At 42.9% G+C, this 26,163-nt stretch carries 25 protein-coding genes; 22 read left to right on the plus strand and 3 right to left on the minus strand.

What is annotated here, in order from left to right; translation table 11 throughout:
• Window positions 1-84: 84 nt before the first annotated feature.
• The 11 genes from KAI37_RS07625 (at window position 85) to KAI37_RS07675 (ending at window position 9,716) form a co-directional block, all read left to right on the plus strand.
• Entirely contained in the window at window positions 85-759 is a 675-nt protein-coding gene (locus KAI37_RS07625) for a VOC family protein (protein ID WP_220031009.1), read from the plus strand.
• Window positions 760-841: 82 nt separating this feature from the next.
• Window positions 842-1,297, plus strand: a complete 456-nt coding sequence (locus tag KAI37_RS07630; RefSeq protein WP_220031010.1) for a GNAT family N-acetyltransferase — start codon at window positions 842-844, stop codon at window positions 1,295-1,297.
• Window positions 1,298-1,476: 179 nt separating this feature from the next.
• Entirely contained in the window at window positions 1,477-2,844 is a 1,368-nt protein-coding gene (locus KAI37_RS07635; protein ID WP_220031011.1) for a helix-turn-helix domain-containing protein, read from the plus strand.
• 428 nt (window positions 2,845-3,272) lie between these two features.
• A complete protein-coding gene (locus KAI37_RS07640) occupies window positions 3,273-4,646 on the plus strand; it encodes a helix-turn-helix domain-containing protein (RefSeq protein WP_220031012.1) in 1,374 nt (457 codons plus the stop codon).
• Between the two features lie 366 nt (window positions 4,647-5,012).
• Entirely contained in the window at window positions 5,013-5,558 is a 546-nt protein-coding gene (locus tag KAI37_RS07645) for a hypothetical protein (RefSeq protein ID WP_220031013.1), read from the plus strand.
• Window positions 5,559-5,737: 179 nt separating this feature from the next.
• On the plus strand, window positions 5,738-5,938 hold the full coding sequence (locus tag KAI37_RS07650) for a hypothetical protein (RefSeq protein WP_023987867.1): 201 nt from the start codon (window positions 5,738-5,740) through the stop codon (window positions 5,936-5,938).
• A gap of 33 nt (window positions 5,939-5,971) precedes the next feature.
• Window positions 5,972-6,517: an RNA 2'-phosphotransferase gene (locus tag KAI37_RS07655; RefSeq protein WP_220031448.1), complete on the plus strand. Its 546-nt coding sequence runs from the start codon at window positions 5,972-5,974 to the stop codon at window positions 6,515-6,517.
• A gap of 360 nt (window positions 6,518-6,877) precedes the next feature.
• Window positions 6,878-8,005 carry a polymorphic toxin type 50 domain-containing protein gene (locus KAI37_RS07660; RefSeq protein WP_220031014.1) on the plus strand — a complete coding sequence of 376 codons (1,128 nt, stop codon included), beginning with the start codon at window positions 6,878-6,880 and terminating at the stop codon, window positions 8,003-8,005.
• A gap of 15 nt (window positions 8,006-8,020) precedes the next feature.
• Window positions 8,021-8,350, plus strand: a complete 330-nt coding sequence (locus KAI37_RS07665) for a hypothetical protein (protein ID WP_220031015.1) — start codon at window positions 8,021-8,023, stop codon at window positions 8,348-8,350.
• 402 nt (window positions 8,351-8,752) lie between these two features.
• Window positions 8,753-8,974 carry a hypothetical protein gene (locus tag KAI37_RS07670; RefSeq protein WP_220031016.1) on the plus strand — a complete coding sequence of 74 codons (222 nt, stop codon included), beginning with the start codon at window positions 8,753-8,755 and terminating at the stop codon, window positions 8,972-8,974.
• 439 nt (window positions 8,975-9,413) lie between these two features.
• Window positions 9,414-9,716, plus strand: a complete 303-nt coding sequence (locus tag KAI37_RS07675; protein ID WP_220031449.1) for a YunC family protein — start codon at window positions 9,414-9,416, stop codon at window positions 9,714-9,716.
• Window positions 9,717-9,867: 151 nt separating this feature from the next.
• On the opposite strand, the gene mtnA is transcribed toward KAI37_RS07675, so the two are convergent.
• Together mtnA and mtnK are read right to left on the minus strand one after the other, a co-directional pair.
• A complete protein-coding gene (gene mtnA, locus KAI37_RS07680) occupies window positions 9,868-10,977 on the minus strand; it encodes an S-methyl-5-thioribose-1-phosphate isomerase (protein WP_220031017.1) in 1,110 nt (369 codons plus the stop codon).
• Between the two features lie 5 nt (window positions 10,978-10,982).
• Window positions 10,983-12,206, minus strand: coding sequence for an S-methyl-5-thioribose kinase (gene mtnK, locus KAI37_RS07685; protein ID WP_220031018.1), 1,224 nt, complete (start codon window positions 12,204-12,206; stop codon window positions 10,983-10,985).
• A gap of 313 nt (window positions 12,207-12,519) precedes the next feature.
• On the opposite strand from mtnK, the gene KAI37_RS07690 reads away from it, so the two are divergent.
• The 7 genes from KAI37_RS07690 to KAI37_RS07720 all read left to right on the plus strand — a co-directional run bounded on the left by KAI37_RS07690 (window position 12,520) and on the right by KAI37_RS07720 (window position 19,271).
• Entirely contained in the window at window positions 12,520-12,990 is a 471-nt protein-coding gene (locus tag KAI37_RS07690; RefSeq protein ID WP_013309551.1) for a Dps family protein, read from the plus strand.
• A gap of 445 nt (window positions 12,991-13,435) precedes the next feature.
• Complete coding sequence (sufC, locus tag KAI37_RS07695; RefSeq protein WP_013309552.1) at window positions 13,436-14,218, plus strand: Fe-S cluster assembly ATPase SufC; 783 nt, start codon at window positions 13,436-13,438, stop codon at window positions 14,216-14,218.
• A 23-nt stretch (window positions 14,219-14,241) separates the two neighbouring features.
• The gene (gene sufD / locus KAI37_RS07700) at window positions 14,242-15,546 is read left to right on the plus strand and encodes a Fe-S cluster assembly protein SufD (RefSeq protein ID WP_220031019.1); all 1,305 of its coding nucleotides are present in this window, start codon (window positions 14,242-14,244) and stop codon (window positions 15,544-15,546) included.
• Window positions 15,543-16,766 (plus strand): cysteine desulfurase, encoded by a 1,224-nt coding sequence (locus KAI37_RS07705; RefSeq protein WP_209941536.1) that lies wholly within the window; start codon window positions 15,543-15,545, stop codon window positions 16,764-16,766. Before sufD ends, KAI37_RS07705 begins: the two co-directional genes overlap by 4 nt.
• Window positions 16,756-17,178 (plus strand): Fe-S cluster assembly sulfur transfer protein SufU, encoded by a 423-nt coding sequence (sufU, locus tag KAI37_RS07710; protein ID WP_013309555.1) that lies wholly within the window; start codon window positions 16,756-16,758, stop codon window positions 17,176-17,178. The genes KAI37_RS07705 and sufU overlap by 11 nt, the downstream gene beginning before the upstream one ends.
• 30 nt (window positions 17,179-17,208) lie before the next feature.
• Complete coding sequence (gene sufB, locus KAI37_RS07715; RefSeq protein WP_071640145.1) at window positions 17,209-18,606, plus strand: Fe-S cluster assembly protein SufB; 1,398 nt, start codon at window positions 17,209-17,211, stop codon at window positions 18,604-18,606.
• A 302-nt stretch (window positions 18,607-18,908) separates the two neighbouring features.
• A complete protein-coding gene (locus tag KAI37_RS07720; protein ID WP_025722545.1) occupies window positions 18,909-19,271 on the plus strand; it encodes a YmaF family protein in 363 nt (120 codons plus the stop codon).
• A 213-nt stretch (window positions 19,272-19,484) separates the two neighbouring features.
• Here the strand turns inward: KAI37_RS07720 and KAI37_RS07725 are convergent, their stop codons facing one another.
• Complete coding sequence (locus KAI37_RS07725; protein WP_071640146.1) at window positions 19,485-20,549, minus strand: HD-GYP domain-containing protein; 1,065 nt, start codon at window positions 20,547-20,549, stop codon at window positions 19,485-19,487.
• Between the two features lie 318 nt (window positions 20,550-20,867).
• Between KAI37_RS07725 and KAI37_RS07730 the strand changes: the two genes are divergently transcribed.
• The 4 genes from KAI37_RS07730 (at window position 20,868) to KAI37_RS07745 (ending at window position 26,121) form a co-directional block, all read left to right on the plus strand.
• Window positions 20,868-22,322 carry a bifunctional metallophosphatase/5'-nucleotidase gene (locus KAI37_RS07730; RefSeq protein WP_220031020.1) on the plus strand — a complete coding sequence of 485 codons (1,455 nt, stop codon included), beginning with the start codon at window positions 20,868-20,870 and terminating at the stop codon, window positions 22,320-22,322.
• A complete protein-coding gene (locus KAI37_RS07735) occupies window positions 22,276-23,436 on the plus strand; it encodes an HD-GYP domain-containing protein (protein WP_104495838.1) in 1,161 nt (386 codons plus the stop codon). Before KAI37_RS07730 ends, KAI37_RS07735 begins: the two co-directional genes overlap by 47 nt.
• A 97-nt stretch (window positions 23,437-23,533) precedes the next feature.
• The gene (gene yfkAB, locus KAI37_RS07740; RefSeq protein ID WP_220031021.1) at window positions 23,534-24,664 is read left to right on the plus strand and encodes a radical SAM/CxCxxxxC motif protein YfkAB; all 1,131 of its coding nucleotides are present in this window, start codon (window positions 23,534-23,536) and stop codon (window positions 24,662-24,664) included.
• Window positions 24,665-24,771: 107 nt separating this feature from the next.
• Complete coding sequence (locus KAI37_RS07745; protein WP_104495840.1) at window positions 24,772-26,121, plus strand: hemolysin family protein; 1,350 nt, start codon at window positions 24,772-24,774, stop codon at window positions 26,119-26,121.
• Window positions 26,122-26,163 lie beyond the last annotated feature (42 nt).

A 26,163-nucleotide genomic window follows, 5' to 3' on the forward strand; every position in this document is an offset into this window, starting at 1 on the left:
GGCCTCATACAGTCTGAGATAAAATGTTGATCTGGATACGACGGAAAATGGGTTTCAATATTATTTATGAGGAGGACCAATGCATTGAAATTAAAAGAAGTGCTTTTAGGCACCCACAGTTTCGAAGCGATAAAAGCTTTTTACGGCTCTCTCTTGGATTTGCAGGTTGTGGAGGAAAACCCTTCGCGATTGTCTTTACAAGTAGGGGAATCGGTTCTTGCTTTTCAGGAATCTTCTCACATGGAAAATGAATTTTATCATATTGCGGTTACGATTCCAACGAATAAATTCATAGAAGCAAAACAGTGGATAATCGACCGTGGAATTTCATTGATTTCAAGACCCCAAGAAGATGAGTTTTTTTTCGAAATCTGGAATGCAACAGCGCTTTACTTCTATGATCCGGATCATAACCTTGTCGAGTTCATCGCTCACCATACACTCAACAACGCAGTCACTGAAGCTTTCGGGCCCCACTCTCTACTTCGTATAAGCGAGATCGGCCTTCCTGTCGATGATGTCTCCGAAGTATCTAGGATAATCACCGAAACGTTCCAACTTGATTCATGGGGAGGGGCTGGACAGAAATTCGCGCCGCTAGGGGATGTAGAAGGATCATTTATAGTCATAGACAAGCAACGGCCTTGGTTTCCTGATAATAGGCTTCCGGCCGTATTTAACACCAGAGTCTTGTTTGAAGCTCCATGCTCTGCCAGTCTTTCGCTTCACAATGGTTTGTATGAATTGAGATCAAACTGATTTAGGACTTCCCCGGATTTCTGGAATAAAGCCTACACAAAGGGGAAATCCGGGGGGCCATAATACATTCAGGAGAGAATATATGAATATTAGACTACTTCATTTAAATGAAAAATATCCAATAGAGCTCTTGTTACTAGCTGATCCATCGCACCAACTTGTTGAGGAATATTTAAAAAGAGGGCAGTGTTTTGTAGCAGAGATTGACCATCATATTGTTGGAGTCTATGTTCTTTTACCTACAAGACCTGAAACAGTTGAGTTAGTGAATATAGCAGTATCAGAAGGTATGCATGGTAAAGGAATAGGCAGACAATTAGCAACACATGCAATTGAAACAGCTAGGGCACAAGGTTATAAAACGATGGAAATGGGCACAGGAAACTCTAGCATTGGGCAGTTAGCTCTCTACCAAAAATGTGGGTTCAGAATTGTCGGTGTAGATCTAGATTTCTTTGTCAGACATAACTATCTAGAAGAAATTTATGAGAATGGCATACAGTGTAGAGATATGATTCGTATGTCTCAGGATTTATAGAGCTTAATTTCTTTGCAAACCCTTCAAAGGTATCTTAAGTAAGGTTCTGAAAGGTATATGATATTGTGCCAAAAGATGGTACAATAAATTGCGGAAAGGCTATACAATCATTGGATTGCAATAGTCCTCTTTTTAATGAGTTGATATCCTAACAAGTTCCTGATAAGGGGTGGTTACTTTTGTACAACACAACCACGATACTCACAGAGATAACAAAACATATGAAAGATAAAGATTTAATCCTTAGTGATCTTGCCAGAGAGGCAGAAATGAATCCGGGAACCATGAGTAGTATTATTAATGGGAACCGCACTCTTTCAGTGGATCAGCTAGACCGAATTACAAAAGCAATGGGGCATCCCGTTGGCTATTACTACGAACGGTATGTGTCTGAGTATTTAACAGAGGCTAATCCGAATTGGCGTCGAATGAGTCCTTTTATACATAATTGTGCGAAATTGAACAAACTGGACTGCATTCATGATGTGGTCAATCTATTGATGGATAAGTTGGGCTATTCAGAATCCTTATTTGAGCTTGCTGAAGAGCTGTTTAAAGAAGAATGTTATGAAGCGGCAACTATTCTGTACGAGAATGTAGCTATGAGTGAGAAAAAACAGTATTCGGAACGTTTAGCAATTTGCCAATATCGACTGTTCCAAACGAGGCAAGGAGATAATCAAGAAAAAAATTATGATGCGGTTGTTCAATTTGAGGCTTACGTGGAACGTTTGGATGAAGCGGACCAGTTAGATGCGTTAAGAGATTTAGTAAATACTTGTCGTTCATTGCGAAAGTGGGATAAGGCAAATAACTTTGCTACGGCTTTGGGCAATAAAGCTGAAATACAATATAAAATTGACCAGCAGCATACAAAGAGTGAGCAAACAAAGAAGCCTTTTTATCCTCCATTTGTTTATTGGGCATTTTCGCATTTAATTCGTGCTGAAATTTGTGATGCTAATAAAGATTATGAGACAGCGCTTCAGCATATTCAAAAGTATGCCGACTTAAGCTGGGTAGAAGAACAAGATGATACAACTTTAAAATGGAAAAATCAATTTAAAGAATGGGCCGACGCCAATACTTATGTGAATAGGCTTATGTCTGGCGATGTAAGCGTACTCTCTGATTATGTTGCTTATTTTTCTTCGAAGGAAGATGAAATACTTCCCGCAATAGATAACATAATCGAGGCGGCTAATCGATACAATATAAATGTAGATCATATACTTGCATTGTTTGAAGTAGAAATTCAATCTTTTTTGAATGAACAAAATCGAGTAGGCGTATATACTCAACAAATTATTTTAGAACGTTTTACTCATTTCTCCAATGAATTAGCAAAATACTATTTGAATAAAGGGATATATCCAGAAGGGTTTCGTTTTTTGTTGAGTTGTTTGGAAAAATCTACAGCTATTAATAATAAATCATATATAATCAAATGTGTAAGACTCTATGAGTCCTATCAAGAGTATGCATCACCTGAAACAAAGACAGCGTATAGAAATTTGATTAAAGAGGTGGAGGAAGATGAAGCATAAAATTGTTCTAACCATATTGGTGACTAGCTTTCTATTAATGACGATAGTGGTTGCTCCTTTCCAATATCAAGAGTTTGGGTCTAGATACGAACCAACAGGGCACCACGGGGGAATCTAAGAATAAAAAGTCTCCAGTATAAGGCACAGTAGAACCTAAAAAATTACTATTATTAAGTGGTTAGACGGAATGATCCGTCTAGCCTTTTTATTGCGTTTTGCTGTATATAAGCAATATGAGGAAATCTTCTTTTGAGAAATATATGTAAAAAGTGCAAAAATGTTATGTGTGCTGTTGTAAACAACTGAAGGGTATATGACTTTGTTCCAAAAGACAATGATGGGCTAAAGTAATTCTTACTAACTGTTTCTCATTACATGGTTTAATTATGTATCATATGCCGAGTCTACGTTGAAAGGGTGGTTTATCTATGGAGATCACACCTACGATTAGAGCAGAAGTTCAAACCTATCTGATAAGAAAAAGCTTAACCATGACCGAGTTTGGTCACATTATTGATTTGAATGTAGGAACAGTTAGTGGCATTGTGACGGGCAACCGACCTATTTCTGTTCACCAGCTAGATCGTATCACTATGGGTATGAATTTGCCACCGGATTATTTTTATGAACGTTATATTGATGAATGTATTGAAGAAGAACCGCTCAACTGGCGAAGAATCAGCCCTTTTTTGTACCGATGCGTGGTGTTAGGACGACTTGATTGCTTGCGAAGAGTTGTAGGTATGTTGCTAGATAATCCTGTTTATCTTCCTTCACTTTTTGAAGTAGCCGAGGATTCTTTTAAAAAGGGTAATACTGAAGCAGCGGCGTTCCTTTATGAAAACGTGTCAGAAGGGGAAAAGTATCAGTATTCAGAACGATTGGCGGTTTGCCAGTATCGATTGTTTACGATTCGTATTGGAGACGATCAAGAGAAAAACTATGATGCAGCCATTCAATTTGAGCCTTACGTTGATCGATTAGATGAGGTAGATCAGTTAGATGCCTTAAAAGACTTGGCGAATACATACCGCTCGTTACGAAAATGGGATAAAGTAGAACTATTCGCTAAAGCAATGGGAGACAAGGCAAAAATTCAATACAAACTGCAACAACAGCGGCATCATGTACACAAAGACAATTCGAAGAAACCTAATTTTCCTTTGTTTGCGTATTGGGCATTCTCGCATTTACTTCGTTCACAAGCATGTGGTGAGAGGAAAGACTATGAAAAGGGACTTCAACACATTAAAAAATACGCTGATTTAAGTTGGGTTACTGATACAGATGAAGAAGCTTTGAAATGGAGAAAAAAGTACGAAGACTGGGCAGTAGTAAACACGTATGTTAATAAGCTTCTTTCTGGCGATAAGAGCGTTCTTTCTGATTATGTAGCTTATATTTCTTCAAGAAAAGATGAGATTCTTCCCGCACTTGATATTATGATTGAGGCAGCAAACCGATACCATTTTGATGTAGATGATATTTTAAAGCAATTTGAAAGAGAAATTATCTCCTTTCTGGAGCAGGAAAAAGTTGAAGGGTTGTATTCTCATCGATTCACAACGGAGCGATACACTCATTTTTCAAGGGAATTGGCAATCTATCTTTTACGTAAAGGGAAGTTTTCAGACGGCTTCACATTTTTGTTAAGTTGTTTGGAAAAGTCTGCTGAAGTTAATAATAAAATACAAGCAATTAGATGTATGAGGTTGTTTACGTATTTTAAAGAACATGCATCTGCTCATACGAGGGCAGTCTACGGAAATCTAATTAAAGTGGTTAATGAAGATGAAGAGTAAGTTGATTCCACCCTCCTAGTATCCAGTTTTATGTCAGTAGCATTAGTAATTACGATCCAACTGGACAACATGGAGGAATGTTGGAATAAAATAATCTCAAGTTTAAGATCACAATAGACCTAGAAAATTAACTATGATCAAGAGGTTAGATGGAATTATCCGTCTAGCTTTTTTTATATCGTTTGTTTTGCTCTACATAAATAAGCTTCTAGAAGTGACTTAGCTTGGACTTTTATCTGTCAAATGCTTATTCGATCATTGGAAGATTATAAAATGTGGAAAGTAGTATTTAAATAACAAGACATATTGCCTATTCCCTTCATTTCCCTTATGATAATTGCACTACTACCAAAGAAGGAGATACATATGAAGAAAGCTATTCTACTACTATTAATGTTTGCTATCTTAATTCCATCACAAGTATTGGCAGCAACATCTACAAAAGCAATGTCAACAAGTGAAATCGAAAAAATATACTTTGAGAATTACAAAGATCGTGTGAAGGAAATTAAAATTGCACAAAAAAAACTTAATGCTGTTCTGGGGGCAGAAGTTCGTGAGCTAACTCAGAGATTAAGTCAAGCATCAGCGCGCTATAAAAACGAAGTGAAAAATAAGTCTAGTAAAGCGGTAATAGCTCAAGCCAAAGCAGACTATGATAAATTAAAGAAGCAGCTCAGCGTGGCTAAAGTGGAACTAAATAAAACAGTTAAAAATTACAAAAAAGAAAGCGAACAAGCATTAAAGGATATTGCAAATCAGAAAGCAGAGCTTATAAAATTCATTAAGAATCACACAGCAGGAAAAGATAAACTTACGGAGTCTCAATTTAGCAAACAAGTTAATGGAGATATTATGTCGATTGACGGCTCATTTACTGGCATTTTAAAAATGTTGACGGAAGCTGAATAATGGTGAGTAAAGGCAGCAGGTATCACCTGTTGTCTTTTTAATTTAGGCTTAGAATGGAAAGGTATTGTTAGTCGACTTTGGATTGCTGTGAAATGGGGACAAAGAGGATATATGGATATGGATGAAATGAATTTGTTCGTTTTTATATAATGAAGTACGATTAGCGAGGAGAAAAATTTATGAATCGTAAGTTTTTTATCATGGCTTTGATAAGGGGTATTTTCGGGTATTTCCCTTGTGGGCTGGGAGTTGCAGTATTATTGGAGGCTTATAGCAGATATAGTCTAAGAGGTTTTTTAATTGGAGCTACATTTTTCCTTATCGGGGGATTGGTGCTTTATTTCACAAGAAGCTATGAATCATCAGATTGGTTACTATAGATAAAACAAATATTTCATTACAAGGAGTATATGATGTTATCACCAAAACAAGAAGAGAGCCTTAGTAAATTTATGAGTAAAATTCTTAGGCATACACCAGAACAGTTTGGAATTAAGTTGGATCATGAAGGTTATTGTCACGTGCATGACTTAATTTCAGCAATTAAGTCAGAGAATAGATGGTCGGATATAGGAGAAGCAGGGATTGATCAAGTCGTAACTAATTGTCCAAAGAAGCGATACCACATGGTAAATGGATACATACGAGCGAACTACGGGCACAGTGCAGGAAGATTAGATTACGAAGAATCCATTCCGCCAACTGCTCTTTATCACGGAACAAATAGCAAAGTAGTTGATAAAATTATTACCGAGGGAATTAAACCCATGGGGAGAAAGTATGTTCATCTATCTGAGACACTTGAATTTGCAACATTGGCAGGTAAGAGACGTGGTGAATTAGTCATTCTTGAAATCGATACAGTAAAATCAATGGCTAACAATGTGAAGTTCTATATCGCTAACAATGGTGTTTGGCTTGCCGATTTTGTGCCCCCACAATATGTTAAAAAAATTTAACACTGATATTTTCATTTATATTAAAAAGTCAGTTGTATTACTTGAATCTATTAGTGAATCACCATCTATCGGCAACTTATATAAGGAGCTATTTGTGTATTTTATAAACAAAAAAATAAATGCTATGGATTTATTACTTTTATCAAAATTAACAAGATAAAATTGGATGCTCTCAAAAGAGTGAAGTCAAATCATTTACTTTGCCAGGTATTTATACAATACTTTTGACATAGTAAATCCGTTTATATCAGTCCATTTGTCACATAATATAAAAGGAAATTTCAGGATAACAGGTGGATATCCCTAAACATCTCCTTCTGATAAGATTATTTCCATCTAAATTAAAATGGACGTGATCAATTGGGGAGAATATTGGTTCCACCTGATAAGCTAATGGAAGTGGCTGACCAGTTCTTGCATGGTAAACACGAAATGGAACGTATGTTGAATTTACTGAATGGAAGAATTGATTTTGTCCAACAAGGTTGGTCTGGTGCTACCCGAGAGAGGTTTTTCCAAGATTTTCAGGTCTCTAGACAATCCATGGGCGTGACGCTTGAACGACTTTCTACGGTTGCACAAGAACTCATTTTTATTTCAAAAAACTTCACACAGGTAGATGGAAAAAAAGTCGTACTGGATGTGCCGGGGAATGGTGTGCCTGTTAAAACGGCATCAAGCGGTGAAGGTTGGTTACATAAAATTTTTGAACAGATCGGTAAAGCTGAGATCACAAAAGCCGAAGCTCAGATGGAAGCTAGTAAGCTTCAAGGGGAAATTTTGTGGGATACTGCTCAGGGAGCGAAAGGTGCTATTCAGGAAGATTTAACCTTGGGGATGCTGCCTGACAAAGACCGTGATTATGATCATCCTATGGCTGCTAAAGTAGGTGAAATTCTCGGTCACGTAGCTACGACATTGCAGGGGGCTGGTGAGGTAGTAGCTGGAATAGGTGGAGAAGGATTATCAGTTGCTGTTTCATCCACGGGAGTTGGTAGTATTATCGGAATACCTGGATTGATTGGCTCAGCAGCTTTAGCGGCACATGGAGGTACAACCGCAGTTAAAGGCGCAAGCGGAATAGGAAAAAGCTCAGCGGAATTGTGGCAGATGGCGAAAGGAGAAGGTGTACCTTCTTATGGGAAAAAATCTGTTCCAGCAGGTCCTTATCGTGAAGTTGACAGTTACCCTGTAAAAGTAAAACACGGAGATCAGGAGAAGCATATTGTTGGGACGCCCAACTACAAACAAGACTTAGCCAATGGTAAGAACAAGAGTATTTTCTATGGTGATAACAAAACCGCACAAGAATTACTTGATAGTTATTCTGGAAAAGGTGCTATGTTTAAAGCAGGGCGAGAAAGGATTGATTTCGGAAAACCTATCGGGAAATACTATAATAGAGATACTGGTATGTTCGAAGAAACAACAAAAGGAATTATTCATTACAGTAAAGATGGCGCACATATTGTACCAGCAGCGCCTTAAACCAAGGAGGAATATATGGGATATGATTCTTTGATTAAAGCCATTATTTCAGTACCGAAAGAAGAATTAACTATTCAGTGGGGAAGTGGATTAAAGATTATTGGTACTAGGGACACCATTTATGAAACAAACAATGGTTTAGATGAAGATGATAATGGATTCATTGAATATGATGCTGCGGTTATTGAAGTTAAAAAGATAGTATCTAAGCCGATTAACGACGAAGGAAGTATATATAATTGGTTACAAAAAGGAAAGAGCCCCTTTATTGAAATTTCTCTCCATAACGATCCTCCCAGCATGATAACATCTACTGATGGATCTATTATTTGGAAATATGAATAACTCTGGAAATCCTCAATTGTGTATTTTTCACTCAATCGAGGCTAGATGGGATTATCCATCTAGCCTTTTTGGTTTGTGTGGGTTAGAGAGGATTTATGTTTTTTAAAACTGAAAAAATAAAGCCTCATCTAAAGTGCTTTTTGTGGTCTGGATGTTGTGTATGGGTACCACATAAATTGTAAGCACGACAAAGCATATAGTCCCCTATGGTCTAACATTCGTTATAAAGTAGTAGGATGCCATTACACCTAAGAAAATTAAAACAATTGCGCTACACGCGATGTAGACTACACGAATCATGGAAATTCAAAGCAGCATCCAGAGTGGCCTCATGAACATGTTTTTGAATGGAAAGAAGATGGGACATTTAAAAGAGTTAACAAGAAGTAGGAGGGGACTATTTTGGAATACAATGAATTGGTGGAACGTTTTGAAATGGGGGAAGAGTTTCAGTTCTACTATAAAAATGATAGCTATTGGATTAGCCAGAATGAAGAAGATTACTTTCTTACTCGTGAAAGGGACAGTTTTTCGCAATCATTTGAATCAGCAAGAGAGTTGTTCATTAATGGGAAGATAGATGATAAGACTATTTTAGAGTTGTGGGATAGCATAGAGATTTAAAAAAGTACAATTTGAGTCTGCTCCTTAACAATAAAAACGGGAGTGGGCCTTTTTACATAGTTAGCCAATCTGAATAAATGAGGATGATATTTACAACCACCTTGCTTCAAACGAAGGTGCGTCAAATTCAGGTAACCATGTTCCAATATCAATCATGATCAAATTGTTGAGCTAAGGATATGGGAATCAAGCAGATGAATAAAATGTCCATCTAAAAGATATTACCGATATTGGAGAAAATAAAAGCGTGTCGCAGTTTTTACTCATAAAGAAACACCTCGAATGAATTTGATTTTGATCTCGTATTCTCGGTGTTCACGTTCTAATTTAAACCCATAAACCACCTGAAATTTTGAATGTATCCACGGGCGTCCACACTTACCCGGAAATGCCGCATAAAATATCCCGGGTGAACTAAGAGGAGGTGCATGTGAGAACAATGATACACTTGGAACCCGTACAAGTGGGTGAGCATACATTTATTGGAGTCGAGGTCAAACTGCCTAAAACAACGCTGTTAACTATCTCCAACTCCCGTGGTTACATCATGTGTGGTGCACTGGATGTTGGGCTGCTCAATGAGCGGCTGGCGGATCGGAAAATTCTTGCCGCACGAGCTGTGGGGGTAAAAACGCTGAAAGAATTGTTGGAAGCGCCGATGGAATCGGTGACGACAGAAGCGGAGCAACTGGGGATTAAGCCAGGTATGCCAGGATACGAAGTACTTTTGAAACTGGTGTAATGAAGCCTATGTGCATATGTTGCATAAAAGTAGAGGAACAAGAACGAAAAAAAACCGGACTTTTTGGCTCCGGTTTTTTTCTGTGAAAAGTTTTATTCTATCGAGTAGAATCATTTGAATTATATACGAACTATATGACCTGCAAGAACAATTATTCGGTAAGCAAATTGTTCAGGTTCTCGCTAAAGGGTGCTTGTACAATTCCTTTTTCGGTAATGATGGCGGTAATGTACTCATGAGGTGTAACATCGAAAGCTGGGTTGTAGACTTTGATGCCCTGCGGGGCGGTCCTTTTACCAAAGCTTTCGGTAACTTCCTCAGCAGAACGCTCTTCAATCGGAATATCTGCGCCTGTTGCGGTCTGCAAATCAATGGTAGATAGTGGCGAAGCGACATAAAAAGGAATGCCATGCGCCTTCGCTAGCACAGCTAGGCTATAGGTGCCGATTTTGTTGGCAACATCTCCATTAGCAGCGACTCTATCTGTGCCGACAATAACGGCCTGTACCCATCCTTTGGACATCACCATGCCCGCCATATTGTCACAGAGCAGGGTGACATCAATTCCTGCCTGCTGAAGCTCGAAAGCGGTCAGGCGCGCCCCCTGCAGCACGGGGCGGGTTTCGTCGGCAAATACTTTGAGGTGAATGCCGTTCTCCTGCGCAAGGTACATCGGCGCGAGCGCTGTTCCGTATTTCGCTGTCGCCAATCCGCCTGCATTGCAGTGAGTAAGTACGCCCATCCCGTCCTCGAACAGAGGTAAAGCATGGATGCCGATCTGGCGACATACTTCCTCATCCTCTGTCTGAATGGCTGTGGCTTCACGCTCCAGCCCGGCATTCCAGTCTTCGACCTGACCTCCGCTAGCTTCAACGATGAGTTCCCCAGCCCGCTTCTTCATGCGGTCCAAGGCCCAGAACAGGTTCACTGCCGTCGGGCGTGAAGTAGCCAAATGTCCGCACACGGCGTGTACATGCTGCAGCCACCCAGCAGCGTCGGTGCCGTCGTAGGCGGTAGCTCCTAGCACAACGCCGTAGGCCGCAGCCATCCCGATAGCGGGCGCACCACGTACCTTCATGGCATGTATGCCATCCCATACTTCCTCGGACGTGAATAAATCCAGCATGACAATCGTTTCGGGCAGCAGACGCTGATCCAACATAGACAAGCGATTGCCTTTCCACACCAGCGAAGATAGAGCCTGACTGGACACTGCAGCTTTCCCAGAGGTTACGGGCGACGATTCTTTCTTTTCACTCATATTCATTAAGCTCCTTTAGTTTGGGCAGCTGTTGCTGTCCGAACAATGTCTCCCAGTTCCCGAATCGAATGAAGCTCGCGATTGCGAAGAACCAAGGATTTACCGATAGATAACGCCAGACGTTCCGCAGCTTCCTTGATAGCAGGATCGGCAATGGTGTCGATATCTGCCACATGCGACAGGCTGATGATACGGCGAATCACTTTGCACCCTGCAAAACCAATCGTATCTTGCAGTACTTTCTGGAGATACAAGTCCTGATATCCCGCTGTACGTGCCATATGATCGGTGACATGCTCATCCCACAGTTTGCGGAACCTACGCTCAAACTGCTCCCATACCTGAATGGCGGTCTCCAGAACCCAGTCACGCCTTTCCTTTAGAGCCTTCTCGCCAGAAGTCCATCCGGGTTGTGCTGCGTAGTTCAACAGCAGATTGGCGATCACCGCTCCGATATCAAAGCCCATGGGTCCGTAGTAGGCAAATTCAGGATCAATGACTTTAGTCGAGTCGGTCGTTACAAAAATGCTACCAGTATGAAGGTCACCGTGCAGAAGCGCTTCAGTTCGTGTCAAAAACTTTTCTCGCAGCAAAGCCACTTCCAGATGAAGCACTTGATCTGTACGTAGTGCCTCTGCTTCGTCTTCGATGTACGCACCATAGTTGTTATTATCTGAGAACCGATACGGTTCATCCAGAATCAGATCCTCAGTTATTTTGCAGAGATCCGGGTTGATAAAGCGTTTAACCAGGTCTTTTTTATCCTGCTGATTCATGCCCAAATCTGAGGTGAAGAAAAGCGTACGTGCCAGAAACTTCCCAATATGATTAGCGAAATATGGATAGGTGTTTCCTTCTATTAGTCCCTTGCGCATGATGGTGTGTGAGCTAAGATCCTCCATCACGGTCAACGCAAGCTCATCGTCATACGCCAGTACCGCAGGAACCAATTCGGGGCAAATGTGGTGTTCTTGCTGAAGTGCCTCGCGTTCAATACGGGCACGATCCAGTGAAAGCGGCCAGGATTCACCCACAATTTTTACATAGGGAAGTGCCTGCTTGGCAATGATACTCTTGTTAGATTCAGAATCCGTAATATGAAAAACCAGATTTAAGTTACCATCACCGATTTCTCGGCATTCCAGACGAGCTTCCTGACTAAAAAATCCGGGGATGCTCTTCACGAATTCGATTGCTTCTTCAGTCGTTAAAGGATGATATTGGGACAACGAAGTCACCTCCATAAAATGTGCGCATGTAAATAGTTTAAAAAATATCACAATATTAAACCAAGTATTTTGATGGGATAGAGAAAGTATAACGAAAATCATTGAAGTTTTGTACATTTTTTTTATGGGGATTGAAAGAGGAAGAAAGGAGTACTCTTTTTTTGTTTCGTCTCCGTATAGAGAGGGTAAATATGAGACAGACGTCCGGCAGGTGATATTAGGATGCCCGCTGGCGTCTTACCGTCAGCAATGACGGTGATGGATACGTAAACGTTCCTGAAAATCAATTTGATGAAAAAGGAAGGGATTTATGATGGCTAAAACAACAAGTAACTCGAAAAATACGCAAACCAAATCGGTGGAGGAACTTTTAAACCGTCAAGTCGCTAACCTCAATGTGTTATATGTAAAAATTCATAACTATCACTGGTATGTGAAAGGCTCTAGTTTCTACACACTCCATGTTAAATTTGAAGAGTTATACAATGAAGTGACATTGAAAATGGATGAGATCGCCGAGCGTTTGCTCGCGTTGAAAGGTTCTCCTTCCGCAACGTTGAAGGAATACCTGGAGCTGTCGTCGATTCAGGAAGCAACCGGCAACGAAGATGCTCCTAAGATGGTACAAACCTTGATCGAGGATTTTGCAACAGTATGCGAGGAGTTTCAGGAAGGTATCGAACTGGCGGAAAGCAATTCCGACCAGCCAACTGCAGATTTGCTGATTGGTTATAAAGCGGATCTGGAGAAACATATGTGGATGCTTCGCTCTTATTTGGGCTAATTGGCAGAATTTCGCTCCATCACTCAATGCCTAGTTCGGTGAAATTAATTCCACTTCATAGTGATGGGGTTACGCTCTGAAATAAACTCTCTACATGTAAAACGCTACTGACGTCATGCTGTCAGTAGCGTTTTTATGGCTGGAAAGAGATCATGCAACCCATGTTTTTTGTGCAAATTTATAATTACATGAACAACCACAGGAAGAATTTTGCTATTTGTGTGCCTGGTAGGGTGAACATTTTATGAAGAAAGTTGGATAACGTGTGTCTGTTGGTTGCACCCTTCAAGATATTTATTATAAAATAACTTGAGAATCATTGAGAATCAGTTTAGAATGATTATAAATAAATTTTTAAATATTACTTGAAATCAGGGGGCTCCCCTGTTTAAATATACTTTCTGATTTCGACACCACACTACATTTTTTGGAGGGTATTGCGAATATGGCTACAAACTTTAAGATTGAAGGTCTCAAAGCGACCATTGAAGGCAAGGAAATTTTGAAAGGTATTAACCTCGAAATGAAGGGCGGAGAAATCCATGCCATCATGGGTCCTAACGGTACGGGTAAAAGTACACTCGCGTCTGCTTTGATGGGTCATCCTAAATATGAAGTCACAGATGGTAAAGTAACTTTGGATGGAGAAGACGTGCTGGATATGGAAGTGGATGAGCGTGCACGTGCAGGATTGTTCTTGGCGATGCAGTATCCGAGTGAAATTGCAGGGGTAACGAACTCCGACTTTTTGCGTAGCGCGATTAACGCACGCCGTGAAGAAGGACAAGAAATCTCCCTGATTAAGTTTATCCGTCAAATGGAAAGCAAAATGAAAGAGCTCGAAATGAATCCTGAGTTTGCTCACCGTTACCTGAACGAAGGCTTCTCTGGTGGTGAGAAAAAACGGAATGAAATTTTGCAAATGATGATGATTGATCCGAAAATTGTCATTCTTGATGAAATCGACTCCGGTCTGGATATCGATGCTTTGAGAATCGTGGCTAGCGGTGTCAATGCTATGCGTTCCGAAGAGCGTGGTTTCCTTATCATTACTCACTATCAACGTCTGTTAAACTACGTTAAACCAGATTATGTACATGTGATGATGCAAGGACGTATCGTTAAATCCGGTGGTCCTGAGCTTGCTGAGCGTCTGGAAGCGGACGGTTACGACTGGATCAAGGAAGAGCTGGGTATCGTTGATGAAACTGTAGGACAAGAGGCGTAAGCCGGAAGCGAGGAGGAAAACTAATGACTACACAAACAATCCTTCCGGTAGATTCCGAGCAACTGCGTGTTCTGTCCGAACGTAACGGCGAACCATCTTGGTTGGCCGAAGACAGACAAAAAGCACTTGAGCTTGCAGGCAAACTGGAGCTTCCGGTATTTGAAAAAACAAAAATCGAACGTTGGAAATTAAACGATTACGGTCAACATAAACAGAGTGAGGTCATTGCATCGGTAGGGCAGGTTCCTGCAGCCATTGCTGATCTGGTCAAAGAGCAACAGGAGGGCGGTCTGATTATTCAGCGCAACTCCGGCGCGGTATATGTGAAGCTGAGCGAGGAATTGGCGGCGCAAGGCGTCATTTTCACGGATTTACAAACAGCGGTTAAAGAGCATGCTGATTTGGTTAAAGCTCATCTGAACACAGTTATTAAGGCTGAAGAAAATTCGTTATCTGCATTGCACGCAGCACTCTGGAACGGTGGAGTATTTGCTTATGTGCCTAAAAATGTAGAACTGAACGTCCCGCTTCAAGCTGTATTCCTGACGGACGATGCGACTGCAACGTTTGCACCGCATGTGCTGCTCATTGTTGAAAGCCACAGTTCCGTGACTTACGTAGACAACTATGTATCTGCGGATTTGGCGGCACCTGTTCTTCATAACGGTGCGGTAGAAGTTGTTGCAAATGCAGGAGCTAAAGTACGTTATGCGACAGTCCATCAGTTTGGAGAGCAAGTAACGGATATTTCGATTCGTCGTGCTACGTTGGGAAATGACGCAGCTATCGAATGGATTGTGGGCGAAATGAACAACGGCAATACAGCAAGCAATACCATGTCCGTGCTCAAAGGCAATGGCTCCAATTCGGATGCCAAGATCATTGCTGTTGGTTCTGGCTCACAAAAGTTGAACTATACGACACAAGCACAGCATTTTGGTAAAAATTCCGCCAGTCAGATGATTACGCGCGCAGTAATGCGTGAAGAAGCGTCTTCCATCATTAACGGAATTACAAAAATTGAAAAAGGTGCTACCAAAGCAGACGGTCAGCAAACAGAACGTGTTCTGATGCTCAGCCCGAAAGCGCGTGGTGACGCTAACCCGATTCTGCTGATTGATGAAGATGATGTAACGGCAGGTCACGCAGCATCGGTTGGTCAGGTTAACCGTGAACAAGTGTATTACTTGATGTCCCGCGGGATTTGCCGTGCAGAAGCTGAACGTCTGATTATTTATGGCTTCTTGGCACCTGTCGTATCTGAAATTCCGCTCGAAGGACTTCAACATCAGCTGCAAAGCCTTGTTGAAAGGAAGTTAGGCCAATGAATACTGCATTGATCCGTGAACAGTTCCCGATTTTACATCAGGAGATTAACGGTCATCCGCTGGTTTATTTGGATAATGCGGCCACTTCGCAAAAACCGCTGGCGGTCATCGAGGCGATCAAGCACTACTACGAATATGATAATTCAAATGTTCACCGTGGTGTGCATACCTTGGGTAGTCGCGCAACGGATGCTTATGAAGGTGCGCGGGAGAAGGTAGCCCGCTTTCTGAATGCAAAGCGCAGTCAGGAAATTATTTTTACAAGAGGAACAACAACGGCGCTGAATCTGGTCGCTTCTTCCTATGGCAGAGCTAATTGCCAGGCAGGTGATGAAATTGTCATCACACAAATGGAGCATCACAGTAATCTGATTCCGTGGCAACAGGTAGCCAAAGCCACAGGCGCGACTTTGAAATATATTCCACTTCAAGAGGATGGTAGCGTTGATCTTGCTGATGTGGAGAATACCGTTACAGAAAATACGAAAATTGTAGCGATTGCGCATGTCTCCAATGTGCTTGGTGTTGTGAACCCTGTCAAAGAGATTGCAGCTATTGCGCATCGCAAAGGCGCAGTCATCGTTATAGATGGTGCACAAAGCACACCACATATGAAAGTAGACGTGCAAGACATCGATGCTGACTTTTATGCCTTTTCGGGTCACAAAATGTGTGCTCCTACTGGGATCGGTGCACTGTACGGCAAGAAGGCGCTGCTGGAAAACATGGAGCCCATTGAGTTCGGCGGTGAAATGATCGACGATGTGGGATTGTATGAATCCACATGGAAGGAGCTGCCTTGGAAATTCGAAGGTGGAACCCCGATTATAGCTGGAGCCGTTGGCTTGGGAGCTGCCATTGATTTTCTGGAAAGCATCGGACTGGACGCCATTGCACAGCATGAAAGCCGTCTGGTCGACTATGCTCTCAAACGTCTCCGTGAAGTGGAGGGGTTGACGATTTACGGACCTGCAGACCGTCATGTTGGGCTCGTAACATTCAACTTGGATGATGTGCATCCGCATGATGTAGCTACCGTATTGGATAGCAAAGGGGTGGCTGTACGTGCAGGCCATCATTGCTGCCAGCCATTGATGCGCTGGCTGAAAGCCAGTGCGACTGCACGTGCCAGCTTTTACCTCTATAACACGGAAGAGGAAGTCGACGCTTTGGTCAGCGCCTTAATCCAAACAAAGGAGTATTTTGGCGATGCAACTTGATGACTTGTACCGACGCGTGATTATGGATCATTATAAAAATCCGCGCAATCGCGGACGTTTTGAGGACGATGCCGTTACGGTGGATTTGAATAATCCTACGTGTGGTGACCGGATTTCTCTTCAACTCAAAACAAAAGACGGCGTGGTTGAAGATGCCCGTTTTACTGGCGAAGGCTGCTCGATAAGTATGTCCTCAGCTTCGATGATGACAGAAGCGGTCAAAGGAAAAACGATTGACCAGGCACTGGATATGGCGAGCCGCTTCTCTTCTTTAATGAAGGGAGAAGCCGTCGAATTCGATGATTATGAAGAATTGGAAGCTTTGTCAGGCGTAAATAAGTTCCCGGCCCGCATCAAATGTGCGACACTGGCTTGGAACGCGCTGCGCAAAGGGATTGATGAAGATAAATAATTTAAATAGAACAGAGGAGGTTTGAGAAACATGGCCAAGAAAGCACCGGAAATGGAAGAGTATAAATATGGCTTTCGTGACGAGCACAAGTCCATTTTCCAAACAGGTAAGGGTCTCACTCCGGAAATTGTAAAGGAAATCTCCAAAATTAAGGATGAGCCAGAATGGATGCTGGAGTTCCGTCTGAAAGCACTGAAACAGTTTGAAAAAATGCCGATGCCAACTTGGGGCGGAGATATGGATGAACTGGATTTCAACGATATCCAGTACTATGTAAGACCTTCCGAGAAACAAGGGAAGACATGGGAAGAAGTTCCGACGGAAATTAAAGAAACCTTTGATAAACTGGGTATTCCTGAGGCGGAGCAAAAGTTTTTGGCTGGTGTATCCGCACAGTATGAATCCGAGGTTGTCTACCACAGTATGCAAAAGGAACTGGAAGATCAGGGCGTTATTTTCATGGATACCGATACGGCGTTGCGTGAGCATCCTGAGATTCTGAAAGAGTATTTTGCAACAGTTATACCTCCTGCGGATAATAAGTTTGCTGCACTGAACAGTGCGGTATGGTCAGGCGGTAGCTTCATCTATGTACCAAAAGGTGTGAAATGTGAAGTTCCATTGCAGGCTTACTTCCGTATCAACTCGGAAAACATGGGTCAATTTGAGCGTACGCTCATTATTGCCGACGAAGACAGCTTTGTGCATTATGTAGAAGGCTGCACAGCTCCAATTTACAGCACGAACTCGCTGCATAGTGCCGTGGTCGAAATTATTTGTAAGAAGAACGCACGCGTTCGTTATACAACGATCCAGAACTGGGCACCAAACATCTATAACCTGGTAACCAAACGTGCGGTTGCAGAAGAAAACGCAACGATGGAATGGGTCGATGGTAACATCGGTTCCAAGTTGACGATGAAGTATCCAGCCGTTGTATTGAAAGGCCGTGGAGCGAAAGGAATGGTCCTGTCCATCGCTGTTGCAGGCAAAGGCCAGCATCAGGATGCAGGTGCGAAAATGATCCACTTGGCACCAGACACCACATCCACAATTGTATCCAAGTCGATCAGTAAGCACGGCGGTAAAGTAACGTATCGCGGATTAGCTTCATTCGGTCGTCAGGCTCAAGGTGCAAAATCGAATATCAAGTGTGATACGCTGATTTTGGATAATCAATCAACTTCAGATACTATTCCTTATAATGAAATCATGAATGACGACATCACGCTTGAGCACGAAGCAACGGTTTCCAAGGTATCGGAAGATCAGCTGTTCTATCTGATGAGCCGTGGTTTGACTGAAGCAGAGGCAACGCAAATGATCGTTATGGGCTTTATTGAGCCGTTCACCAAAGAGCTGCCGATGGAATATGCGGTAGAAATGAACCGTTTGATCAAGTTCGAAATGGAAGGTAGTATCGGTTAAAACGCCGTAATCCTTGGTGTGACAAGGTTTTTGAGGTATTCTAAAGCTGTTAAATCGGAGTCGTGCCGATTTTGTGCCGACTCGGATTTCCTACTAGTATAGAAGGCGAACTTTTTAAGTTCGTCTTCTTCTATTTTTTCCGTAATGTCTAAAAAGACTTCGGCAGTTTTATGAAACCGCTTTTATAAGGGGAGATAGAATTAAAAAATTATTGTTAGGACTGCGGATAATTGCCTAGCACTTAACTATGTTTGCTTAATAGGATATTGTAAAGCCACAAAACATAAGGAGGCAGGCAACGGATGCAGAAGAATAAACCTACAGTAAAGAAGAAAACAATCTCTTCTAAACAGACACAGAGGCATGTACATGAATTTGAAGGTAGTACCAAACTGGCTGAAGAAGGCGCAGACCGACATAACCACCGCTTTGCAGGTGTTACTGGGCAAGCGATTCGAGTTGGAAGAAGTCATGTCCATGAAATTGATCTTTCAAAAACTGATTTCGTGAACCATTTTCATAATCTGAGAAGGATTAGAACAGGACCCGCTATTCCAGTCGGAAATGGCAAGCACGTACATTTTGTTACAGGCCAAACCACATTAAATGATGGTCATGTGCACCAGTTCAATTTCGCAACATTGATTCAGGAACCTCTTATTTAATAAACAAATGTAGCAAATAATATAGTGGTAGAAACGCGTTTTTATTGTTTTTGATCGTTGTAAATTGTGACTAGGTTAATATCTCTAACATAAAAAGAGGCTGTCCTTCGTAGAAGAACCTACGAATCAAGGACAGTCTCTTTTTATTCGCGTAGCCTGGGCTTCGGCAAAACATTTCGTTCCACCGAAGTAACGCCGGGAGGCAGTAGCGGATCAGGATTCCAAATAGATTTCATCAATGGATACATGGCGTTTCCTAGACAAATCTACATATTCATCATCGTTAATTCTCACTAAGGGTCTGAAGTAATCAGCAGGATTGTTCAGAATAATCGTTCCTGTCTGCCCTGTAGTCAGCAGAACCTGCTTATTAATGAAATTAGGAAGCATATGTCTGATGAACACTTGGGTAGCTTCTGGGTTTAAATGTCCAAAACTCATGCTGTGCAGCTCGCGTAATACGGCGAGTAGCTCCTGCTTCGTCTGGTACACACGATTGGAAATCATCGCGCTATACACGTCTGCAATAGCTGTTATGCTGGCAAAAGGATGAATTTCTTCCTTGAACAGTCCATGGGGATATCCACTTCCATCTTCACGCTCGTGATGCTGCAAGGCAACAATTGCAGAAATCTCATCGCTGGTTGAATTGCGAATAATATCATAGCCATATAGCGAATGTTTTTTCATCTCATGGAATTCTTCGGGTGTCAGTTTATCCGGTTTGTTCAAAATTTCATCCGGTATCATGGACTTGCCTATATCATGTAAATATCCAGCTTTACCGGCGGCATATGCTTCTTCTTCCGTATATCCAAGCCATGTGGCAATGTAATATGACAGTACGCCTACTTGGAGAGAATGATTATAGGTATAGTGATCTCCCCGCTCCATAATTAACAGCAGAGATACGACATCTTTTTGACGAGCCAGCTCTGAAACGAGAGGGCCGAACAGTTCATCAACTCGATATTCATCAAATTTTCCAGTTGAGGAAGCTTCGAGAAACATGCTTTCAAAGCCACTGATCGTCTGCTCCATGAGGGGAACGGCGCGTTTGAGGGATTCAGGGGAAGCTGGAACATCGGGGGCAAAGTCAACCGGAATGCTCGCAGAACCGGCATCAATGTCGATATAATCGACACCATGCATAATGAGTTTGGAAATGTCGTCATGCTGAAGCTCGGTGCCCTGAATCATGACAGGTACACCGTGCCCGTTGTATGTATCGGATTTGAGGCGATCTCCCGGCTTGGCATCGGTAACGTGAACTCTCATGTGCTAACCTCCTTATTGTCGTAAATTTGTCGAAAATATGAAACAACCCTAATATATCAAGAATTATATGGGATGACAACGACTAAATTACTATTATTCCAAGCTGTAAAATAGGTCCCAGGAACCCGTTTCCTATCAGATACCTACAGTAGATAAGTCAATGCTTTTCACTATGTTTATGGTGTGAGATTGTTCAGAGAGTACAGCGAAGCTTAAGGACTATGTCCACTCATATGTACCATATTGCTAAATAACATGGTATGCTTAAACATTAGAAGCTCCAAAGTCGATATATATAAAGTATAGAGGAGGGCGGTTATGGAGATGACGACTCGGCAAACGTTGACCATTTTGCATACCAATGATATCCATAGTCATTTTGGCAGTATGCCTTCGATAGCCGCGATGATTGATGAACGAAGAGCCGCATCAGGGGATGCGCTGCTTGTGCTCGACATAGGAGACCACATGGACCGGATGGCCCCCGAAACGGAAGGAACGCTCGGTGGGGCAAATGTGGATGTGATTAATCTAACAGGATACGATGCAATTACGATCGGTAACAATGAGGGACTGACTTTCACCCCGGATATGATTGAACAGGCATATGCGGGGATTCATTGTCCGGTCGTATGCGGCAATATGAGAGAGCGTGCTACGGGGATGAGCCCTTCGTGGATGAAAGAATCCCTTATCGTAGACAAAGCTGGAATCAAGGTCGGTTTACTCGGTGTGACGGCTCCTTTTGTAGAGTTTTATCAATTGCTGGGCTGGGATGTGCTCAATCCGTTTGAGGTGCTGGGGAAGCAGATCGCGGCACTGAGAAAGCAGGTTGATGTTTTGGTCGTGATGTCGCACCTGGGTCTACCTTCCGATCAAAAATTAGCGTCACAGTTTCCTGAAATTGACGTTATCCTTGGAGGTCACACCCATCATGTACTGGAGGAACCACTTTGGATCGGAAAAACAGCTTTATGTGGGGCGGGTAAGTTCGGAACGCTGCTGGGTGAAGTGACACTAAGTCGTAAAAATAGCCTCGAACCGTTTCGAGTCACGTCAGGCGGCGTAGTTCCTGTAGATCAGACACTACTGGACGAAAAAGTGGCATCGGCCATTGCGGTGCATCGCAGACAAGCAGAGCGCGCCATGGAGAGCACCATTGCGGTGACGGATCGGAAACTGGAGATCGCATATGATCAGGAATCCACTTTTGGGAATATGCTGGCACAAGCGGTGTCCCATTTTACAGGAACAGAAATTGCCCTCGTCAATGCGGGACAACTGCTCGGCCCATTACCTCAAGGGGATATCAGCAAAGGAATACTACATTCCTTATGCCCTTCGCCGATTAATGCCTGTGTTATGAAGTTGCGGGGAAGAGATATTCGGTTGGCGCTGGAGCAGTCCTTGCTGCCTGAATTTACAGACAAGCCCATGACGGGCTTCGGCTTCAGAGGCAAAGTGCTTGGCACGATGTGTGTGGAAGGCATGGCCATTCAGTATGACCCTGGCCGTGCTCCTTATGAAAAAGTGACGGACATCCGTGTAGCGGGTCAACCTTTGGAAGAGCATGAGGAATACACAGTGGGCACGTTGGATATGTTCACTTTCAAAGCAGGTTATGAAGTGCTTGCGAACGGAACAGATCTCCGATTTATGCTTCCAGAATTTTTACGGGATTTGATTGAAATGGAGTTGAAGCGTCCGGGCGCGATGGAAGAATGTTTTGCAGCTAGGTGGCTTCAGGTATCAAAACAATCGGGAGAGGATTAAGCTGCGACTGGTACCTGTTACATTATTGAGAGCCGGCATGAAGCTGGGCAAAAAAATATACAATGAAAACGGAATGGTGCTGCTCTCGGAAGGTGTTGAGCTTACTTCGCGATTGATTGAACGTCTAGGCCAAGTCGGTATTGGATATGTATACATTGAGGATGCTGTGACAGAAGATATCGTCATTCCTGAGATGATCCATGAACAGACAAGGGCCGCGGCGCTACAGGAAATCAAAAAGCAGTTTCAAGGGTTGTCATCCTACTCCGTAGATCATAAGCACAAATATTTTGGCAAGTCATTTTATAAGGTGATGGAATCCATTCTGGACGATATTGGAGGCCGTCAGGACGCCGTCATTATGTTGATGGATATCGGGGCCGCAGATCAGGATTTGTATCATCATTCTTTGAACGTATGTTTATATTCACTAGTACTTGGAATATCCAATGGCTACGATAATAACCAGCTCATGGAGCTGGGGATAGGTTCACTACTGCACGATATCGGTAAAATGAAAATTTCACCTCAAGTACTCTATAAGCCGGGTAAATTGACGGATGAGGAATATGAGCATATGAAAACACACACGGTGATCGGCTACAAGCTGCTCAAAGACGAACCTGGAATTCCCTTGTTGTCGGCTCATTGTGCATTACAGCATCATGAGCGTATCGACGGCAGCGGGTACCCACATGGTTGGAAAAAGGACCAGATCCACGAATATGCGAAATGGATCGGTCTGGCGGACTCGTACGACGCAATGACAGCAAGTCGGATATATAAACAGGCTTTGTTGCCTTATGAAGCGATGGAAGTGCTGTACGCCGGGGCAGGAACGTTATATGAGCAGCGAATGCTGGAAGCCTTTCGTGACTGTGTAGCTATTTACCCCCTGGGACTCTCTGTGGTGCTCAACACGGGGGAAGAGGGGGTCGTGGTGCGTATACATCCCAAAATCCCACAAAGACCCGTCATTCGCATTGTAAGGGACCGGGATGGGCAGGAAGTGAAGGCACCTTATGATGTGGATTTGTCCGTGTCCCTCTCGGTTATGATTACAAACACATTGGGCGCTACTGCCGCCCCTTTCGGAGGAGTACACGTAGATTAGCAGATGATGTGGAAGAAAGCATGCAGACACTTTACACATCATGATATGATAATTATACGTCTTTTGAGGTTAATAACAGAAATAAGGTGAAAACATAATGACAGTTCTACAAAATAACACGCTCCCCCAAATATCGCCAACCTATGATCCGTGGGACCCGATTGTCTCACTGCGTACACATGGTCGTCATTTGCTAACGAGTGTGGAAATGACCGTAACGCATCTATGTAATATGCGCTGTGAGCATTGCGCTGTTGGCGACATGTTAGTTATGAAGGAGGCCCCTTTCCTGCCGTTAGACCTAATGCTGAAGCGTCTGGATGAAGTCGAGCATCTGGAGACCATCAGTATTACAGGCGGGGAACCTGCTTTGCTCGATAAAACAGTGGATGAAGTGATCGTTCCACTGCTGAAATATGCCAAAGAGCGCGGTATTCGCTCGCAAATCAACTCCAATTTGACGTTAGATATTCGCAGATATGAGAAGATGCTTCCTTATCTGGATGTGATGCATATTTCGTTTAACTATTTGAATGCGGACGATTTTTATGAAGTGGGTTTTGCAAATACCGGCCGGCCGACTCCACGTGCTGGCGCTGTTCGTCTGTATGAAAAAATGATGGAAAATGCCCGCAGATTGAGTGAAATGGGAATGTTCATTTCAGCTGAATCCATGATTAATTATCGGACACACACGAAGCTGGGGGGCATTCATCAGTTAATCAACGAAATGGGATGCCGACGGCATGAAGTTCATCCAATGTATGCGTCGAATTTTGCCTCTGCTTTGCCTGTGCTTTCACTCGACGATATGCGAAACTCTATCCATAAGCTGCTGGATGTACGTAATCAGGACATGTGGATGTTGTTTGGCACATTACCGTTCTTTGCTTGTTCGGATCGGGAAGAAGACCGCAAACTGCTTCGCCGCTTGCGTCAGGAACCGAATATTACGGTGCGTAATGATCCGGACGGAAGAAACCGTGTGAATGTGAATATGTTCACGGGTAGTGTGTATGTGACGGATTTTGCAGACATTCCGGCTTTCGGAAACATTCAGGAAGACAGTCTGGACGATATTTTTGGTGAATGGCTGAATGAGCATCCGTTGAATCAGACTGTGAACTGTCATTGTGATGCCGCTGCCTGCTGTGGACCGAACCTGCTCGTGGCAGATATGTACTACAAAGGAATAGATTTTAAATCAAGAAAAGCATTACAATTATGAGTATTTTTGCATGATTCTAATTAGCAGCTTCCAATCAATAATATTTGGATTGAAATGCTTGCAAACCAAAGATGCAAAATGCAAACTATAGAAATGGGGAGTTCGTATTGGATGGTCATACCGAGTTTCATTGGGGATTGCTAGCTGTGAATCTCCTCTTGGTACTGCTGCTTGTCTTTCTAAATGGTGTATTTGTGGCCGCAGAATTTTCGTTGGTCAAAATGCGCCAATCCCGATTGACGCAGCTCCAAAGCGAGGGTCATCGCCTGGCAGGCTATGCGCTGAAGGTGAACCAAAAGTTGGATGCTTATCTGTCCGCCACCCAATTGGGCATTACGCTGGCTTCATTGGGCCTAGGTTGGATTGGAGAGCCAGCAATATCCGGCTACCTGATAGAGCCACTCATGCACAAACTCGGTGTAACTGACGGTACACTGATTACAACGGTATCCGTTATCGTCGGATTTTGCGTAATTACCTTTTTGCATATCGTATTGGGGGAACTGGCGCCAAAGTCCTTAGCGATTCAGAAGACCGAAGGTGTGGCGTTGTTTTTATCGGCGCCTTTGCTGCTTTTTTATAAGGTCTTTCTGCCTGTGATCTGGGTATTGAATGCTGCGGCAAACTTACTGTTGCGTGCATTCGGCATTCAGCCGGCGAGTGAAGCCGAAGCGGCTCATTCGGAGGAAGAGATTCGTATATTGATGAATCAGAGCGCCAAAAGCGGTGTGATTGATAAAGACGAAATTAAGCTGATGGATAATATTTTTGATTTTTCTGACTTGCTTGCCCGCGAAATCATGCTGCCGCGTACAGATATGGATTGTTTGTACACGAATTTGTCGTTTAAGGAAAATCTCAAGATTATCAGCGAGACCAAGCATTCCCGCTACCCGGTAGCGGTTGAGGATAAAGACCAGATTATCGGTTTTGTCCATATTACGGATCTTCTGCTAGCTGAGCAGGGAGAGCAACTGGATCTGGCTTCGGTGGTCCGTCCTATTTTGAATGTGCCGGAGTCCATGGAAGTGAGTCACGTGCTACGCCTTATGCAGAAAAAACATTCCCAAATGACTCTCGTGGTAGATGAGTACGGTGGAACGGCCGGGCTGCTGACAGCGGAGGAAATTTTGGAGGAAATCGTCGGGGATCTCTATGATGAATTTGAGGATGAACGCCCGAGTGTGGAAATGAAGGAGAACTTCATCTCTGTGGACGGTCGTATGCTCATTGAGGATGTCAATGATTTGACTGGAGTGAATATTGAAGACGACGAGGTGGATTCCATCGGGGGATGGCTGTTCAAGGAATTGGAAGGCATTCCGGTAAAAGGGAAGAAAATTGAGTTTTATAACCTTACCTTTGAGGTGGAGGAAGCAACAAGGCTTCGCATAATGAGAGTGAAGATTCACCGCAAGCCTGAGCCTGTGCTTGAAGATGAGCTTTCTACCGATTGATTCCTGATCCACAGAGATAGGTAAGATCAGTTGAGGTATGTA

Source organism: Paenibacillus sp. S25 (assembly GCF_019454085.1).
Lineage (GTDB): Bacteria > Bacillota > Bacilli > Paenibacillales > Paenibacillaceae > Paenibacillus > Paenibacillus polymyxa_B.

What these genes read in the sequence shown, in the direction of transcription:
- KAI37_RS07630 (WP_220031010.1), top strand. Translation starts at nt 842, where the DNA reads ATGAATATTAGACTACTTCATTTAAATGAAAAATATCCAATAGAGCTC.
- KAI37_RS07640 (WP_220031012.1), top strand. Translation starts at nt 3,273, where the DNA reads ATGGAGATCACACCTACGATTAGAGCAGAAGTTCAAACCTATCTGATA.
- KAI37_RS07645 (WP_220031013.1), top strand. Translation starts at nt 5,013, where the DNA reads ATGAAGAAAGCTATTCTACTACTATTAATGTTTGCTATCTTAATTCCA.
- KAI37_RS07650 (WP_023987867.1), top strand. Translation starts at nt 5,738, where the DNA reads ATGAATCGTAAGTTTTTTATCATGGCTTTGATAAGGGGTATTTTCGGG.
- KAI37_RS07655 (WP_220031448.1), top strand. Translation starts at nt 5,972, where the DNA reads ATGTTATCACCAAAACAAGAAGAGAGCCTTAGTAAATTTATGAGTAAA.
- KAI37_RS07665 (WP_220031015.1), top strand. Translation starts at nt 8,021, where the DNA reads ATGGGATATGATTCTTTGATTAAAGCCATTATTTCAGTACCGAAAGAA.
- KAI37_RS07675 (WP_220031449.1), top strand. Translation starts at nt 9,414, where the DNA reads ATGATACACTTGGAACCCGTACAAGTGGGTGAGCATACATTTATTGGA.
- mtnA (WP_220031017.1), bottom strand. Translation starts at nt 10,977, where the DNA reads ATGAGTGAAAAGAAAGAATCGTCGCCCGTAACCTCTGGGAAAGCTGCA.
- KAI37_RS07690 (WP_013309551.1), top strand. Translation starts at nt 12,520, where the DNA reads ATGGCTAAAACAACAAGTAACTCGAAAAATACGCAAACCAAATCGGTG.
- sufC (WP_013309552.1), top strand. Translation starts at nt 13,436, where the DNA reads ATGGCTACAAACTTTAAGATTGAAGGTCTCAAAGCGACCATTGAAGGC.
- sufD (WP_220031019.1), top strand. Translation starts at nt 14,242, where the DNA reads ATGACTACACAAACAATCCTTCCGGTAGATTCCGAGCAACTGCGTGTT.
- KAI37_RS07705 (WP_209941536.1), top strand. Translation starts at nt 15,543, where the DNA reads ATGAATACTGCATTGATCCGTGAACAGTTCCCGATTTTACATCAGGAG.
- sufU (WP_013309555.1), top strand. Translation starts at nt 16,756, where the DNA reads ATGCAACTTGATGACTTGTACCGACGCGTGATTATGGATCATTATAAA.
- sufB (WP_071640145.1), top strand. Translation starts at nt 17,209, where the DNA reads ATGGCCAAGAAAGCACCGGAAATGGAAGAGTATAAATATGGCTTTCGT.
- KAI37_RS07720 (WP_025722545.1), top strand. Translation starts at nt 18,909, where the DNA reads ATGCAGAAGAATAAACCTACAGTAAAGAAGAAAACAATCTCTTCTAAA.
- KAI37_RS07725 (WP_071640146.1), bottom strand. Translation starts at nt 20,549, where the DNA reads ATGAGAGTTCACGTTACCGATGCCAAGCCGGGAGATCGCCTCAAATCC.
- KAI37_RS07730 (WP_220031020.1), top strand. Translation starts at nt 20,868, where the DNA reads ATGGAGATGACGACTCGGCAAACGTTGACCATTTTGCATACCAATGAT.
- yfkAB (WP_220031021.1), top strand. Translation starts at nt 23,534, where the DNA reads ATGACAGTTCTACAAAATAACACGCTCCCCCAAATATCGCCAACCTAT.